This is a genomic window from Streptomyces luteolus (genome assembly GCF_029968015.1).
Lineage (GTDB): Bacteria > Actinomycetota > Actinomycetes > Streptomycetales > Streptomycetaceae > Streptomyces > Streptomyces luteolus.
In genome coordinates this window covers 53,585-68,401 of sequence record NZ_JASCIS010000042.1, presented here as the reverse complement: position 1 = coordinate 68,401, position 14,817 = coordinate 53,585, and the positions used below count along the sequence as shown (strand labels likewise).

Below are 14,817 nucleotides of genomic sequence, written 5' to 3'. Positions count from 1 at the left end.
GCCCCCCCCGCGGGGGGGGGGGGGGGGGGGGGGGGGCGGCCCCCCCCCCCCCCCCCCCCCCCCCCCCCCCCCCCCCCCCGGCGGCGCCCGCCGCCCCGGGGGGGGGGGGGGCGCGGGGGGGGCCCCCCCCCCCCACAGCTGTCTGCAGCGTTGCGACTACTGGTCGCGGTACATCTCCGCCACCAGGAACGCCAGGTCCAGGGACTGGCTGCGGTTCAGGCGCGGGTCGCAGGCCGTCTCGTAGCGCTGGTGCAGGTCGTCGACGAAGATCTCGTCGCCGCCGCCCACGCACTCGGTGACGTCGTCACCGGTGAGCTCGACGTGGATGCCGCCCGGGTGCGTGCCGAGCGCCTTGTGCACCTCGAAGAAGCCCTTGACCTCGTCGAGCACGTCGTCGAAGCGGCGGGTCTTGTGGCCCGAGGCCGCCTCGTACGTGTTGCCGTGCATCGGGTCGGTGATCCAGGCGACCTGGGCGCCGGAGGCGGTGACCTTCTCGACCAGGGTGGGGAGCTTCTCGCGGATCTTGTCCGCGCCCATCCGGACGATGAAGGTCAGCCGGCCCGGCTCGCGGTCCGGGTCGAGGCGCTCGATGTACTGCAGCGCCTCCTCCGGGGTGGTCGTCGGGCCCAGCTTGATGCCGATCGGGTTGCGGATCCGCGAGGCGAACTCGATGTGCGCGTGGTCCAGCTGGCGGGTGCGCTCACCGATCCAGACCATGTGGCCGGAGGTGTCGTACAGGCTGCCGGTGCGCGAGTCGGTCCGGGTGAGGGCCGACTCGTAGTCGAGCAGGAGCGCCTCGTGGGAGGCGTAGAACTCGACGGTCTTGAACTCCTCCGGGTCCGTGCCGCAGGCCCGCATGAAGTTCAGCGCGTTGTCGATCTCGCGCGCGACCTTCTCGTACCGCTGGCCGGAGGGGGACGACTTCACGAAGTCCTGGTTCCAGGCGTGCACCTGGCGCAGGTCGGCGTAACCGCCGGTGGTGAAGGCACGCACCAGGTTGAGCGTGGAGGCGGAGGCGTTGTACATCCGCTTCAGGCGCTCGGGGTCAGGGACGCGGGCCGCTTCGGTGAAGTCGAAGCCGTTCACCGAGTCGCCGCGGTAGGTCGGCAGGGTGACGCCGTCGCGGGTCTCGGTGGGCTTGGAGCGGGGCTTGGAGTACTGGCCGGCGATCCGGCCGACCTTGACGACCGGCACGGAGGCCGCGTACGTCAGCACGGCACCCATCTGGAGCAGGGTCTTGAGCTTGTTCCGGATGTGGTCGGCCGACACGGCGTCGAAGGCCTCGGCACAGTCGCCGCCCTGGAGCAGGAACGCCTCTCCCTTGGCGACGGACGCAAGGCGGGCGCGCAGCTGGTCGCACTCGCCCGCGAAGACGAGCGGCGGATACGATTCGAGGTCCGCGATCACATCGCGCAGAGCCTCGGCATCGGGGTACTCAGGCTGCTGCGCCGCGGGAAGGTCTCGCCAGGTGTTGCCACCGGATGCGGTGGTCTTAGCGTTCACGGTCACCTCGACAACATTACGGGGTCATGGCGAGTGCCCAGCCCCCGGCCCACTTCGTGAGACGGCGCTGTGGACAGCCCCGTGGCGCCGGTGCGGATGGGTTAGGGTGCGGAGCATGTTCGCGCAAGAGACCCGCAACTGGTGGTGGACCGCTCATCCGGCGGCCCACTGACTGCGCGTACACCGATCGCGAAGGCCGCCCGAGGGGCGGCCTTCAGTGTTTTCAGCGCCGGCCGTTCCCTCCTCTCGTCAGGAAGGAACCACCATGCCGATCAGTCGACTCGTCGACCTCGTCGACTCCGACATCCCCTTCGCCCTGCTGCGCCGCCGTACGCCCGGCCGTGACCACGACACGGTCGAGGTGCTGCTCGGGCCGGTGCAGGAGGTGGAGCGGCTCGCCGACATCCCGGAGCGGGAGCTTCCGGTGCTCGCGCTCGTCCCGTTCCGGCAGATCAGGGAGCGCGGCTTCGACGTACGCGACGACGGCACCCCGCTCGCCGTGCTGACCGCCGACGAGCGCTACGAGGTGCCGCTCGCCCAGGCCCTGGAGGAGCTGCCGGCGCACGAGGTGCGCGTGACGGACGGGGCCTTCGACGTGGACGACGAGGCGTACGCGGGGATCGTCGAGCGCGTGATCCGGGACGAGATCGGCCGGGGCGAGGGCGCGAACTTCGTGATCCGGCGGAACTTCGAGGGCCGCGTCGACGGCTTCTCGCGGGCCGACGCGCTCGCCCTGTTCCGGCGGCTGCTCGACGGGGAGCGGGGCGCGTACTGGACGTACGTCGTGCACACCGGGAGCCGGACGCTGGTCGGGGCGAGCCCCGAGGTGCATGTGCGGATGACCGGCGGGACGGTCGTGATGAATCCGATCAGCGGGACCTACCGGTACCCGGCTCAGGGGCCCACCGCGGAGCAGCTGCTCGACTTCCTCGCGGACGGCAAGGAGGTCGCCGAGCTGTCGATGGTGGTCGACGAGGAGCTCAAGATGATGTGCACCGTCGGCGACATGGGCGGTGTCGTCGTCGGGCCGCGGCTGAAGGAGATGGCCCATCTCGCGCACACCGAGTACGAGTTGCGGGGGAAGTCGTCCCTGGATGTGCGGGAGGTCCTGAAGGAGACGATGTTCGCCGCCACCGTGACCGGCTCCCCCGTGCAGAACGCCTGCCGGGTCATCCAGCGGTACGAGCCGGGTGGGCGCGGTTACTACGCGGGGGCCCTCGCCCTCATCGGCCGGGATGCGGGCGGCGCCCAGACCCTTGACTCGCCGATCCTGATCCGTACCGCCGACATCGACGCGCGGGGCGGCCTTCGCGTCGCGGTCGGGGCGACGCTGGTGCGGGACTCGGACCCGGCGAGCGAGGTCGCCGAGACGCACGCGAAGGCGGCCGGTGTGCTGGCCGCGCTCGGGGTGCGGCCCGGGCGCCCGCGCGCGGAGGGCGCGCGCCCGCGGCTCGCGGACGACGCGCGCGTACAGGAGGCGCTCGACTCCCGAAGGACCTCGCTCGCGCCGTTCTGGCTGCGGATGCAGGAGCGGTCGGCGGAGCTGTCCGGGCACGCCCTGGTGGTCGACGGCGAGGACACGTTCACGGCGATGCTGGCGCATCTGCTCCGCTCGTCGGGCCTGGAGGTGAGTGTGCGGCGGTACGACGAGCCGGGGCTGCGGGAGGCGGCGCTCGCGCACGAGGGCCCGGTGGTCCTCGGGCCCGGCCCCGGCGACCCCTCGGACGCCGACGACCCGAAGATGCGGACGCTGCGCGCGCTGACGGCGGACCTGGTGCGGGAACACACCCACGGCCTGCTCGGAGTGTGCCTGGGCCATGAACTGCTCGCCGCCGAGCTGGGGTTGGAGATCGGCCGCAAGCAGGTGCCGTACCAGGGTGCGCAGACCCGGATCGAGCTGTTCGGGCGGCCCGAGGTGGTGGGTTTCTACAACAGCTTCGTGGCGCGTTGCGACGACGAGGAGGAGGCGGAGCTCGGCGCGCACCGCGTGCGGGTCAGCCGCGACCGGGAGACCGGCGAGGTGCACGCGCTGCGCGGGCCGGGCTTCGCCTCGGTGCAGTTCCACCCGGAGTCGGTGCTCACGCTGCGCGGCACCCGGATCGTTGCGGAGCTGCTCGCTCAGTCGGTCCTGGGCTCGGCGGGGACGAGTACGTTCTCGCTGCGTCGCCCCGCGGTGTAGTCAAGGACGTTGTGCACGGTGGTGTCGATGATCTGGCCGACGGCGTCCACCGTGTAGTACGCCTGGTGCGAGGTGACCAGGACATTCGGGAAGGTCATCAGCCGGGCCAGGGTGTCGTCCTCGACGCCCTGGATCGACTTGTCGAGAAAGAACAACCCGGCCTCGGCCTCGTACACGTCGAGGCCGACGCCGGTGAAGCGGCCCTGGCGGAGCTCGCCGACCAGGGCCTCGGTGTCGACGAGGGCGCCGCGGCTGGAGTTCACCAGGATCGCCTCGTCCTTCATGGCCCGCAGCGCCCCGGCGTCGATGATGTGCCGGGTCTCCGGGAACAGCGGTACGTGCAGGCTGATCAGGTCGGCCTCGGCGAGCAGCTCGTCCTTCGCGACGTACTTCATGCCGAGCTCCACGCAGGCCGGGTTCTCCGCGACGTCCCAGCCGAGCAGGCTCATGCCGAAGCCGTGGGCGATGCGGGTGAAGGCCTCGCCGATCTTGCCGGTGCCGAGGACGCCGACCGTGCGGCCGCGCATGTCCCGGCCCATCAGCCCGTCGAGCCGGAAGTCGAAGTCGCGGGTCCGGTTGGAGGCGCGGACGACGCGGCGGTTGACGGCCATCGCGAGGGTCCAGGCGAACTCGGCGACGGAGTACGGCGAGTAGGAGGAGACGCGGGCGACGGTGAAGCCGAGACGCTCCGCGACCTGGAGGTCGATGTTGTTGAAGCCGGTGGAGCGCTGGGCGATCATCTGCGTCCCGCCGGCGGCGAGGGTCTGCAGGACGTGGTTGTCGAGGCTGGCGTTGACGCTGGTGGAGATGATCTCGTACCCGGCGGCGATGGGGGCGGTGTCCTCGTTGAGGAACACGTCCAGGCACCGGACGTCGTGGTGGTCCGCGAAGGCCTTCTCGATCAGCGGCTTCTCGTCGGCCTGCACGCCGAATGCCAGGATCTCCATGGCGGCGAGTCTATGGACGACCGCGGGGGGCGGCACCCGGAGCAAGGTGCCGTCCCCCGCCGCACTCGCGCCCCTGCGGGATCAGCCGAAGAAGACGCCGACCTCGCGGTACAGCGCCGGGTCGACGGTCTTCAGGCGCGCGGTCGCCTCGCCGATCGGGACGCGGACGACGTCCGTGCCGCGCAGGGCGACCATCTTGCCGAAGTCGCCGTCGCGCACCGCGTCGATGGCGTGCAGGCCGAAGCGGGTGGCGAGCCAGCGGTCGAAGGCGCTCGGTGTGCCGCCGCGCTGCACGTGACCGAGGACGGTGGTGCGGGCCTCCTTGCCGGTGCGCCGCTCGATCTCCTTGGCCAGCCACTCGCCGACGCCGGAGAGCCGCACATGCCCGAACGAGTCGAGCGAGCCGTCCTTGAGGACCATCTCGCCGTCCTTGGGCATCGCCCCTTCGGCGACGACCACGATCGGCGCGTACGAGGCGCGGAAGCGCGAGGTCACCCAGGAGCAGACCTGCTCGACGTCGAAGCGCTGCTCGGGGATGAGGATGACGTTGGCGCCGCCGGCGAGGCCGGAGTGCAGCGCGATCCAGCCCGCGTGCCGCCCCATGACCTCGACGACGAGGACGCGCATGTGCGACTCGGCGGTGGTGTGCAGCCGGTCGATGGCCTCGGTGGCGATGCCCACGGCGGTGTCGAAGCCGAAGGTGTAGTCGGTGGCGGAGAGGTCGTTGTCGATGGTCTTGGGCACGCCGACGCAGGGGACGCCGAACTCCTCGGAGAGCCGCGCCGCGACGCCGAGGGTGTCCTCGCCACCGATCGCGATGAGCGCCTCCACCTCCTCCTTCGCGAGGTTCTCCTTGATCCGGCGGACGCCGTCCTGCTCCTTGAACGGATTGGTGCGCGAGGAGCCGAGGATGGTGCCGCCGCGCGGCAGGATCCCGCGCACGGCCGGGATGTCGAGCCGGACGGTGTCCCCCTCCAGCGGCCCGCGCCAGCCGTCCTTGAAGCCGATGAAGTCGTACGCGTACTCCTGCACGCCCTTGCGGACGATGCCGCGGATGACGGCGTTGAGCCCGGGGCAGTCGCCGCCTCCGGTCAGCACTCCGATTTTTCCTGGCCCCATGGAATGTGTCCCTTCGCCTCAGTGCGCCTGAAGTGAGTCCGATCCGGGTCACGCTAATGGTGATCCAGGTCACTTCGGGACCGGGTGAAGAGTCAATTCCGGTGAAACGAACGGGAGTTGATCTCCGGCGTTCACCCTAAGGAGGGCCGGGGCGCCGAGGAGGTGACGGGAACGCCCGCGAGAGCGCGGGGTCTACTCCTCGTCGAGGCCGCGCTCTATCGCGTACCGCACCAGCTCCACGCGGTTGTGCAGCTGGAGCTTGCCCAGGGTGTTCTGGACGTGGTTCTGGACCGTGCGGTGCGAGATGACCAGGCGCTCGGCGATCTGCTTGTAGCTGAGGCCCTTGGCGACGAGGCGGAGCACCTCCGTCTCGCGCTCGGTGAGCTGCGGGGCCTTCGGCTCGTCCGGCTCGGTGGGGACGGGTTCGGAGGCCAGCCTGCGGTACTCCCCCAGGACCAGGCCCGCGAGGCCGGGCGTGAACACCGCGTCCCCGACGGCGGTGCGGCGGACGGCGTCGAGCAGCTCCTCCGTGGACGCCGACTTCAGCAGATAGCCCGTGGCGCCCGACTTGACCGCCTCCAGGACGTCCGCGTGCTCACCGCTCGCCGACAGGACCAGGACGCGCAGCTTCGGGTCCGCGCCGACCAGCTCCTTGCAGACCTGGACGCCGGGCTTCGCGGGCAGGTTGAGGTCGAGCACCAGGACGTCGGGCGAAGCGGCCTTGGCTCGGCGCACCGCCTGCTCTCCGTCGCCCGCCGTCGCGACCACGTCCAGGCCCGCCTCCGCCAGGTCACGGGCGACCGCGTCCCGCCACATCGGGTGGTCGTCGACGACCATCACCCGGATCGGGGCCGCACCCTCTGTGCTGTCTGTGCTGTCTGTGCTGTCCAGCTGCTCTTCGCTCACGTCAACTCGCCTTCCCCCGTGGGACCTTCAGCTCTACTTCCGTGCCCTGTCCTGGTACCGAGATCAGCTCGGCGGTGCCCCCGATGTCCCGGAGGCGGCCGCGGATGGACAGGGCGACCCCGAGCCGCCCCTCCCCCTCGGCCTGGGCCAGCCTGCCCTCCGGGATGCCCGGTCCGTCGTCCCGGACCGTCACGACGATCTCGTCCGGCCAGTCCTCGACCAGGATCCAGGCCTGGGCATCCGTACCCGCATGGCGTTTCACATTGTCCAGGGCGGCACTGACAGCGGCGGTCAGCTCGCGGGCCGAGGCGGGGGCGAGCAGCACCGGAGCGCCCGGTTCCGAGAACGTGACGCGCGCTCCGGCGAACGGCGCGAGCAGTGTCCGCAGGTCGCATGGGCGGCCGCCGGACTCCTGCCCGTCCGGCTCGTCGACCTCGCGGACCACGGCGCCGAGGGAGACGTCCTCGGACGCGCGGGACGCCGGTGTGAGACCGCCCGCCACGAGGGTGCGCAGGGCGACCTCCTGCTCGCCCGCGAGCCGGCCGAGCTCCGCGGCCTCGCCGCCGAGTGCCGTGCCGCGCCGCTGGACCATCGCGAGGACCTGCAGCACGCTGTCGTGGATGTCGCGGGCCAGGCGCTCCCGCTCGCGCGTGGCCGCCTCGATCTCCAGGGCGCGGGCGAGGGTGCGCTCGGAGGCGCGGGCGACCTCCACCACGTACCCGATCGCTATGGAGGCGACCCATACGAGCAGGACGTTGTGCACGGTGTCCCGGCTGGGGGTCTCGCGCTGCACGATGTTCGCGACGGCCACCAGGGAGGACGCGAACGCGGCCCAGCGCCAGCCACCCTTCAGGGCGAAGGCGAGGACGGCGCCGGCGGTCCAGATGGTCGGCAGCGTCGGCCCGTCGCCGTGGTCGGGATCGGCGACCGTCGTGAGCAGGATGCCGACGAGGGCCAGGGTCAGGTCGGCGCCGAGGAAGCGTTTGGTGCAGCTCTGCGCGCTCGCCACGCGCGGCAGCGTCGCCAGGGTCCAGGCCATCAGTACGGCGAGATAGCCGACGGCGACGAGCGGGCGCTGGTACTCCTCGCGCGCGTGCACGAAGACCCCGACCGCGTAGAGCATGGTCAGGACGCGGTATCCGGACAGGGCGCGCCAGAGCGGCAGTTCGACGGACATCCGCATGACGCGTTCCCGCTTGGCCATGAATCCCCCCACGGTTCGGCCCTGTCCGGCCGCCCGGCCCGGGCCGGGCGGCCGGTGGCCTGACGGCCTCCCGGAATCTACGCCTTCGCCGCCTTCTCCTGCTCGGCCTTCTTCTTCGCCGCGTCCGCCTTCGCCGCGTCCGCGATCTTGCGCTTGGCGGCGGTCGCGTAGATGTCGACGTACTCCTGGCCGGAGAGCTTCATGATCTCGTACATGACCTCGTCGGTGACCGAGCGGAGGATGAAGCGGTCGCCCTCCATGCCCTGGTAGCGGCTGAAGTCGAGGGGCTTGCCGATGCGGATGCCGGGGCGCATCAGCTTGGGCACGACCTTGCCGGGCGGCTGGATCTTCTCCGTGTCGATCATCGCGACCGGGATCACCGGGGCACCCGTGGCCAGCGCCACGCGCGCGAGGCCACCCGGTTTGCCGCGGTAGAGGCGACCGTCCGGGGAGCGGGTGCCCTCCGGGTAGATGCCGAACAGCTCGCCGCGCTCCAGGACCTCCATGCCGCTCTTGATGGCGGCCTCACCGGCACCCCGCGCGCCGGAGCGGTCCACGGGCAACTGGCCCACGCCCTTGAAGAAGGCGGCCGTCAGCTTCCCCTTCACTCCGGGTGACGTGAAGTACTCCGCCTTGGCGATGAAGGTGACCTTCCGGTCGAGCACCGCGGGCAGGAAGAACGAGTCGGAGAAGGACAGATGGTTGCTCGCGAGGATCGCGGGACCGTCGGCCGGGACGTTCTCCAAGCCCTCGACCCAGGGCCGGAACACAGTCTTCAGACTGCCGCCGACGGTCAGCTTCATAACGCCGTAGATCAACGCGTACGCCTTTCTCATCTGTCGAAAAGACCTTAACCCGAGCCCGGCCTGCGCTCCTTCCGGGACGACCCTGGTCGGTGTCGGTCCGGTCGCGTACGGTGAACGCAACCTCCTGTTCCACCGACTGGTCCGCCGAGTGCCCGTCCTCCGGACCCCGATCCTCATGAAGGAGACCGAAGGTGCCGGTCCTCCCCGGAGCCGAGCCGTACCGCCACGAGGGCGGTGAGGTCGGTGTGCTCCTCTGCCACGGATTCACCGGAACCCCGCAGTCGCTCCGCCCCTGGGCGGAGTATCTCGCCGAGCGCGGTCTGACGGTCTCGCTGCCGCTGCTCCCCGGACACGGCACGCGCTGGCAGGACCTGGCGGCCACGGGCTGGCAGGACTGGTACGCGGAGGTGGACCGCGCCCTGCACGACCTGCGGGAGCGCTGCTCCCAGGTGTTCGTCTTCGGCCTGTCCATGGGCGGTGCGCTCGCGCTGCGCCTGGCGGCCAAGCACGGGGACGCGATCAGCGGCCTGGTCCTGGTGAACCCGGGCAACAAGGTGCACGGGCCGGCAGCCCACGCGCTGCCCGTCGCCCGGCACTTCGTGGCCACGATCCCCGGCATCGCCAGTGACATCGCGAAGGAGGGCAGCGAGGAGGTGGCGTACGCGCGCGTGCCGCTGCACGCCGCGCACTCGCTGCGGAAGTTCTTCCGCCTGGTCGACGCCGAGCTGCCGCAGGTGACCCAGCCGATGGTGCTGCTGCACAGCCCGCAGGACCATGTGGTGCCGCCGGCCGACTCCGCGCGGGTACTCGGCCGCGTCTCGTCCACGGACGTCACCGAGATCCTGCTGGAACAGAGCTACCACGTCGCGACGTTGGACCACGACGCGGACCGGATCTTCGAGGAGAGCCACGCCTTCCTCAGCCGGCTCGCGCCCAGTGTCGGCGCAGGCAGCACAGAGGGGACGGCCACCGGTGGCTGAGCACGGCGCGGAGAGAGACGGCAGTCGCGAGGAGGACGACGGCCGTCGGCTCGACGAGGACGCGGCCTGGGCGGCGATCGTCGCCGGGTACGGCGAGGAGCCGCCGGACCCGCCGGGCGCCAAGCCGTTCAAATCGGTCGAGGACCTGGCGGGCCTGTCGGCCGAGGCGACGAACGACGACAAGCCCGCCCCGGACTCCGCCGCGAAGCCGTCGCCGGACTCCCCCGGGGACGGCTCCCCTGAGGGCGGCTCCCCTGAGGGCGGTTCCTCCGAGGACAACGGCAAGAACGACGGGAAGAGCGAGGGCAAGGGCAGCGGCAAGGTGATCGGCGGGTCCGTCACGTTCGCCCCCGGCGTCGGCCCCGGGCCGCGGGACTACAGCCCGCCGGAGGCCGCGGACGACGACGTCGACGAGGACGACGAGGGCCACTTCGTGCCGCCCGAGCCGCCGCCGCTGCCGGAGGCCGACACGACCGCCAAGTTCGCCTGGCTCGCGGTCGTCGGCGGCCCGGTCCTGCTGCTGCTCGCGGTGCTGCTCGGCTGGGACATGACGTGGTGGCTGACCACCCTCGGCATCGGCGGCTTCGTCGGCGGCTTCGCCACGCTCGTACTGCGGATGAACGGCGACGACGACGAGGACGACGACCCGGGTCGCGGCGCGGTCGTCTGAGCGCGGCCCGGGGGCGCGGTCGCGGGCGGTCCGGCGGACGGGTTCCGACCTGCCTTCGGCCGCCAACACCCCCTATTCTGACGGCTGTTCACGTTCGGGGCACCGCAGAACCATCCGCCCCGCGCGAACGTCACAGCATCAGTGACCACACAGGGGCGAACGGGGGCCGGTTCCGGCATGGGCAGCACGAACGACGACCGGAACGGCGGCCCCGGCCGCATCGAGCCCCTCAGCGAGCTCGACCCGCCGAGCATCGGCCCGTACCGACTGCTCGGCCGGCTCGGGGCGGGCGGCATGGGCCGGGTGTACCTGGCGCGGTCCGAGGGCGGCCGGACGGTCGCCGTGAAGGTCGTGCACGAGGAACACACCTCCGACCGGCGGTTCAGGGCCCGCTTCCGGCGCGAGATCAGGGCCGCGCGCCGCGTCGGCGAGGACTTCACCGCGCCCGTCCTGGAGGCCGATCCGGACGCGCCGCGCCCCTGGGCGGCGACCGGATACGTACCCGGGCTCTCCCTGGAGGAGGTGGTCAGGGAGTACGGCCCGCTGCCGGCCAAGTCCGTGCACGCTCTGACCGACGGGCTGCTCAGGGCCCTTCGGGGCATCCACGAGGCGGACATCGTGCACCGCGACCTCAAGCCGTCCAACGTGATGCTCACGGTCGAGGGGCCGCGCGTCATCGACTTCGGCATCGCGCGTGCCGTACAGACCTCCGTCGAGTCCCTGCTGACCAGTACGGGGATGGCGGTCGGCTCGCCCGGATTCATGGCGCCCGAGCAGGTCCTCGCGGAGGAGGCGGGGCCCCGGGCCGATGTGTTCGCCCTCGGCTGCGTCCTCACGTACGCGGCGACCGGGAGGCTGGCGTTCGGGCAGGGCGCGGGCAACCAGCACGCCCTGATGTACCGGATCGTGGAGGCCGAGCCCGACCTGGAGCTGGTCCAGGACGCGTCGCTGCGCGCGCTGATCGCCCGCTGCCTGACGAAGAAGGTCGACGAACGCCCGGACGTGGCGGAGCTGTTGGCCGATCCGTCCCGTCCGCGCCCCTCGTCCCGGCGCGGCGCCTGGCTTCCGGGGGACGTGGTGGCTCAGCTGGCCCACCAGTCGGCCCGGCTTCTCGACGTGGAGGCTCCCACCCCGGCGTCGGGGTCGCCGGTCGTGACGGAGGAGCTGGAGGCGGCGCCCGGGGCGGAAGCTGAGCCCAAGGCTGAAGCGGAACGGGAACCGGAAGCCGAACCGGAGCCGAAACCGGAGCCGGAACCGGAACCCGCAGCGAAAACCCCCCGCCCAGAGCCCACGGCACCCGCACCGGCACCGGCACCGGCACCGGCACCCGCACGGGCAGCGACAACAAAGGCCCCGCCCCAGAAGCGCCGAGCAGGGCTCGTCCTGGCCGCCGTTCTCGCCGTACTGGCGACTGGAAGCACCGTCTACCTCATCGACCGCGACGCGGAGAGCGACCAGGCCTCGCCCGACCCGGGCAGGACGGCCCCGAAGGACCCCGACTCCACCCCGACCTCGCCCGGCCCCACGAAGTCCGAGGAGGCCGACAAGGCGAAGGACGACGAGAAGGGGCAGAGCAAGGAGGAGGAGAAGGGGAAGGACGGCGGCGCGGCCGCCGGGTCCGGCAGCGACGGCTCCGGGGGCGCCCCGGACACCGAGGCCGACGCGCCCGCCCGCGGTGGCGGCGCCGACTCGGGCGACGGCGGAGGCGGGAGCGGAGGCAGCGGCGGCGGAGAGGAGGCCGCCGGTGGGGTGCCGTCGTACTTCATCGGCAGCTGGAAGCCTCCGGCGACCTACGGCATCCCCAGCCGGATCGAGATCGAGCAGGCCTCCGACGGCAGGCAGGCCGTCAGCTTCTTCCGGAACGGCGGCGCCGAGGGCAACGGCGGCGGCACGTGCGTGGCGGTGGCCCCGCTGATCTCCGTGGAGAACGGCGGCAGCAGGCTCAGTCTCGGCACCGCGAAGATCGACGCGTCCCGCTCCACCGGCTTCAGCTGCTTCGAGGAGAAGCCCTCGTACATCGACTCCGCGTCTCCCTCCGGGATCAAGTGGTTCAAGAGCAAGACCAACACCAGCGACAACAACGCCTGGAACTACACCCGCTCCTGACCTCCAACTCCCCCTGTTAGTACGACTATTCGCCCGCCGGGATGGGCCGTACGGGGCACGGGTAGGGAACGCCAGATGCGATCACCGACGGTCGCCGGAAGATGACTCCCCGTACCGCGAAAGGCCTGGCAGGCGCATGGCACAGCCCTTCACCCTTCCCGACTTCTACGTCCCGTATCCGGCGCGGCTCAACCCGCAGGTGGAGGCGGCCCGTTCGCACACCAAGGGGTGGGCGCGGCGGATGAGGATGCTGGAGGGGTCCGGGGTCTGGGAGGAGCGCGACCTGGACGCACACGACTACGCGCTCCTGTGCGCGTACACCCACCCGGACTGCGGCGCCGAGGAGCTGGCGCTCGTCACGGACTGGTACGTGTGGGTCTTCTTCTTCGACGACCACTTCCTCGAACTGTTCAAGCGGCGGCCCCAGGTCCGCGAGGGCGCCAAGGCGTATCTGGACCGGCTGCCCGCGTTCATGCCGATGGACCTCGCCGAGGGCTTCCCCGAGCCGCGGAACCCGGTCGAGGCGGGCCTCGCCGACCTGTGGGCGCGCACGGTGCCGAGCATGTCCGGGGGCTGGCGGTCCCGCTTCGCGGAGGCCACCGAGAACCTCCTGAACGAATCCCTCTGGGAGCTGTCCAACATCAACGAGGGGCGGATCGCCAACCCCGTCGAGTACATCGAGATGCGCCGCAAGGTGGGCGGCGCCCCCTGGTCGGCGGGGCTCGTGGAGTACGCGGCGCGGGCCGAACTCCCGGATTCCGTGGCCGGGTCGAGGCCGCTGCGGGTGCTGCGGGACGCGTTCTCGGACGCGGTGCACCTGCGCAACGACCTGTTCTCGTACCAGCGCGAGGTCGAGGACGAGGGCGAGAACAGCAACGGCGTCCTGGTGATGGAGAGGTTCCTCGGCTGTACGACGCAGGAGGCGGCGGACGCGGTCAACGACCTGCTGACGTCCCGGCTGCACCAGTTCGAGAACACGGCACTCACCGAGGTGCCGGGCCTGTGCGCGGAGCAGGGCCTCGACCCGGCGCGGACGGCCGCGGTCGCCGCGTACGCGAAGGGGCTGCAGGACTGGCAGTCCGGCGGGCACGAGTGGCATCTGCGCTCCAGCCGGTACATGAACGAGCAGGCGGCCGGGAGCGAGCCGGGCGGCTTCTCCGTGCCCGGCACCGGGATCAGGTTCACGCGGCGGGCCGAGCGCGCCCGGCTGCGCAGCCACAGCCACCGGCCGGGTCAACGCGTCGGGCCTTCCCTGCTGCCGGAGTTCCAGCTTCCGTACCCGGTCTCGCTGAGCCCGCATCTGGACCCGGCGCGGCCGCGCTGTGTGGAGTGGGGGCGCCGGATGGGCATGCTGCAGCCGCAGCCGGGCCGGCCGCTCTCCGACATCTGGGACGAACACCGCCTCGCCGGCTACGACTTCCCGCTCTGCTCGGCCGGACTCGACCCGGACGCCACCCCGCAGGAGCTGGACCTCTCGTCGAACTGGCTGACGTGGGGCACGTACGGCGACGACCTGTACCCGGCGCTGTACGGCCGCGGCCGTGACCTGGCGGGCGCCCGCGCGGCCACCGAGCGGCTCTCGCTGTTCATGCCCCTGGACGGGAGCGGCGGGCCCGAGCCGCGGGACGCCCTGGAGCGCGGCCTCGCCGACCTGTGGGCGCGCACGGCGGGGCCGATGTCACAGCGGGACCGCGTGGTGTTCCGGGGGACCGTCGAGGACATGACGGCGAGCTGGGTGTGGGAGCTGGCCAACCAGGCGCAGCACCGCATCCCGGACCCGGTGGACTACATCGAGATGCGGCGCCTGACGTTCGGCGCGGACATGACGATGCGCCTGAGCCGGATCAGGCACGGCGAGACGGTGCCGGAGGAGGTGTACCGCAGCGGCACGATCCGCTCCCTGGAGAACTCCGCCGTCGACTACGCGACGCTCCTGAACGACCTCTTCTCGTACCAGAAGGAGATCGAGTACGAGGGCGAGGTGCACAACGGCGTCCTGGTCGTGCAGAACTTCTTCGACGTCGACTACGCCACGGGCGTGGCCCTGGTGGACGCCCTGATGAACTCCCGGCTGCGCCAGTTCCAGCACGTCGTCTCGCATGAACTGCCCGTGCTCTGCGAGGACTTGGGGCTCGATTCCGGGACGCGGGCGGTTCTCGACGACTATGTGCGGGAGTTGCAGGACTGGATGGCGGGGATTCTGCATTGGCACCGGGGGTGTCGGCGGTACGGGGCGGACGACCTGCGGGCGGGAACGGGGGCCGCGCCGTGGCGGCTGGGCGGGCCCACGGGGCTCGGCACGTCGTCCGCCAGGATCACGGAGTTGCTGGCGGGCTAGTTCTTTCTCCCCGCCCCGCCCCTTCCCGAAAGACTGCCGTCGGCTTCGTCGTTCGGTTT

12 protein-coding genes are annotated in these 14,817 nt (G+C 71.6%); 6 read left to right on the top strand and 6 right to left on the bottom strand.

The window, feature by feature from the left end; translation table 11 throughout:
• Positions 1-156: 156 nt before the first annotated feature.
• Entirely contained in the window at positions 157-1,509 is a 1,353-nt protein-coding gene (locus tag QIT00_RS30380; protein WP_282538649.1) for a class II 3-deoxy-7-phosphoheptulonate synthase, read from the bottom strand.
• 109 nt (positions 1,510-1,618) lie between these two features.
• Here QIT00_RS30380 and QIT00_RS39065 point away from each other — a divergent pair, with 109 nt between their 5' ends.
• Positions 1,619-1,675: a trp operon leader peptide gene (locus tag QIT00_RS39065; protein ID WP_161697035.1), complete on the top strand. Its 57-nt coding sequence runs from the start codon at positions 1,619-1,621 to the stop codon at positions 1,673-1,675.
• Between the two features lie 93 nt (positions 1,676-1,768).
• Positions 1,769-3,682: an anthranilate synthase family protein gene (locus QIT00_RS30375; protein WP_282538648.1), complete on the top strand. Its 1,914-nt coding sequence runs from the start codon at positions 1,769-1,771 to the stop codon at positions 3,680-3,682.
• On the opposite strand, the gene QIT00_RS30370 is transcribed toward QIT00_RS30375, so the two are convergent.
• The 5 genes from QIT00_RS30370 to QIT00_RS30350 form a co-directional block, all read right to left on the bottom strand.
• On the bottom strand, positions 3,622-4,629 hold the full coding sequence (locus tag QIT00_RS30370; RefSeq protein WP_282538647.1) for a 2-hydroxyacid dehydrogenase: 1,008 nt from the start codon (positions 4,627-4,629) through the stop codon (positions 3,622-3,624). The two genes, QIT00_RS30375 and QIT00_RS30370, sit on opposite strands and share 61 nt — an antisense overlap.
• A gap of 81 nt (positions 4,630-4,710) precedes the next feature.
• A complete protein-coding gene (locus QIT00_RS30365) occupies positions 4,711-5,748 on the bottom strand; it encodes a 6-phosphofructokinase (protein WP_282538646.1) in 1,038 nt (345 codons plus the stop codon).
• A gap of 192 nt (positions 5,749-5,940) precedes the next feature.
• Positions 5,941-6,585 (bottom strand): response regulator, encoded by a 645-nt coding sequence (locus QIT00_RS30360; RefSeq protein ID WP_282538654.1) that lies wholly within the window; start codon positions 6,583-6,585, stop codon positions 5,941-5,943.
• A gap of 70 nt (positions 6,586-6,655) precedes the next feature.
• Positions 6,656-7,858 carry a MacS family sensor histidine kinase gene (gene macS, locus QIT00_RS30355; protein ID WP_282538645.1) on the bottom strand — a complete coding sequence of 401 codons (1,203 nt, stop codon included), beginning with the start codon at positions 7,856-7,858 and terminating at the stop codon, positions 6,656-6,658.
• Between the two features lie 77 nt (positions 7,859-7,935).
• On the bottom strand, positions 7,936-8,661 hold the full coding sequence (locus QIT00_RS30350; protein WP_282538653.1) for a lysophospholipid acyltransferase family protein: 726 nt from the start codon (positions 8,659-8,661) through the stop codon (positions 7,936-7,938).
• A gap of 194 nt (positions 8,662-8,855) precedes the next feature.
• On the opposite strand from QIT00_RS30350, the gene QIT00_RS30345 reads away from it, so the two are divergent.
• From QIT00_RS30345 to QIT00_RS30330, 4 genes are all read left to right on the top strand, one after another.
• Positions 8,856-9,644, top strand: a complete 789-nt coding sequence (locus tag QIT00_RS30345; protein WP_282538644.1) for an alpha/beta hydrolase — start codon at positions 8,856-8,858, stop codon at positions 9,642-9,644.
• The gene (locus tag QIT00_RS30340) at positions 9,637-10,314 is read left to right on the top strand and encodes a hypothetical protein (RefSeq protein WP_282538643.1); all 678 of its coding nucleotides are present in this window, start codon (positions 9,637-9,639) and stop codon (positions 10,312-10,314) included. Before QIT00_RS30345 ends, QIT00_RS30340 begins: the two co-directional genes overlap by 8 nt.
• Positions 10,315-10,491: 177 nt before the next feature.
• Positions 10,492-12,420 (top strand): serine/threonine-protein kinase, encoded by a 1,929-nt coding sequence (locus QIT00_RS30335; protein WP_282538642.1) that lies wholly within the window; start codon positions 10,492-10,494, stop codon positions 12,418-12,420.
• 136 nt (positions 12,421-12,556) lie between these two features.
• Entirely contained in the window at positions 12,557-14,758 is a 2,202-nt protein-coding gene (locus QIT00_RS30330) for a terpene synthase family protein (protein WP_282538641.1), read from the top strand.
• The last annotated feature ends 59 nt before the right edge of the window (positions 14,759-14,817 follow it).

Coding starts and splice junctions, on each gene's coding strand:
- QIT00_RS30335 (WP_282538642.1), top strand. CDS start 10,492: ATGGGCAGCACGAACGACGACCGGAACGGCGGCCCCGGCCGCATCGAG.
- QIT00_RS30330 (WP_282538641.1), top strand. CDS start 12,557: ATGGCACAGCCCTTCACCCTTCCCGACTTCTACGTCCCGTATCCGGCG.
- QIT00_RS30360 (WP_282538654.1), bottom strand. CDS start 6,585: ATGGTCGTCGACGACCACCCGATGTGGCGGGACGCGGTCGCCCGTGAC.
- QIT00_RS30365 (WP_282538646.1), bottom strand. CDS start 5,748: ATGGGGCCAGGAAAAATCGGAGTGCTGACCGGAGGCGGCGACTGCCCC.
- QIT00_RS30350 (WP_282538653.1), bottom strand. CDS start 8,661: ATGAAGCTGACCGTCGGCGGCAGTCTGAAGACTGTGTTCCGGCCCTGG.
- macS (WP_282538645.1), bottom strand. CDS start 7,858: ATGGCCAAGCGGGAACGCGTCATGCGGATGTCCGTCGAACTGCCGCTC.
- QIT00_RS30375 (WP_282538648.1), top strand. CDS start 1,769: ATGCCGATCAGTCGACTCGTCGACCTCGTCGACTCCGACATCCCCTTC.
- QIT00_RS30370 (WP_282538647.1), bottom strand. CDS start 4,629: ATGGAGATCCTGGCATTCGGCGTGCAGGCCGACGAGAAGCCGCTGATC.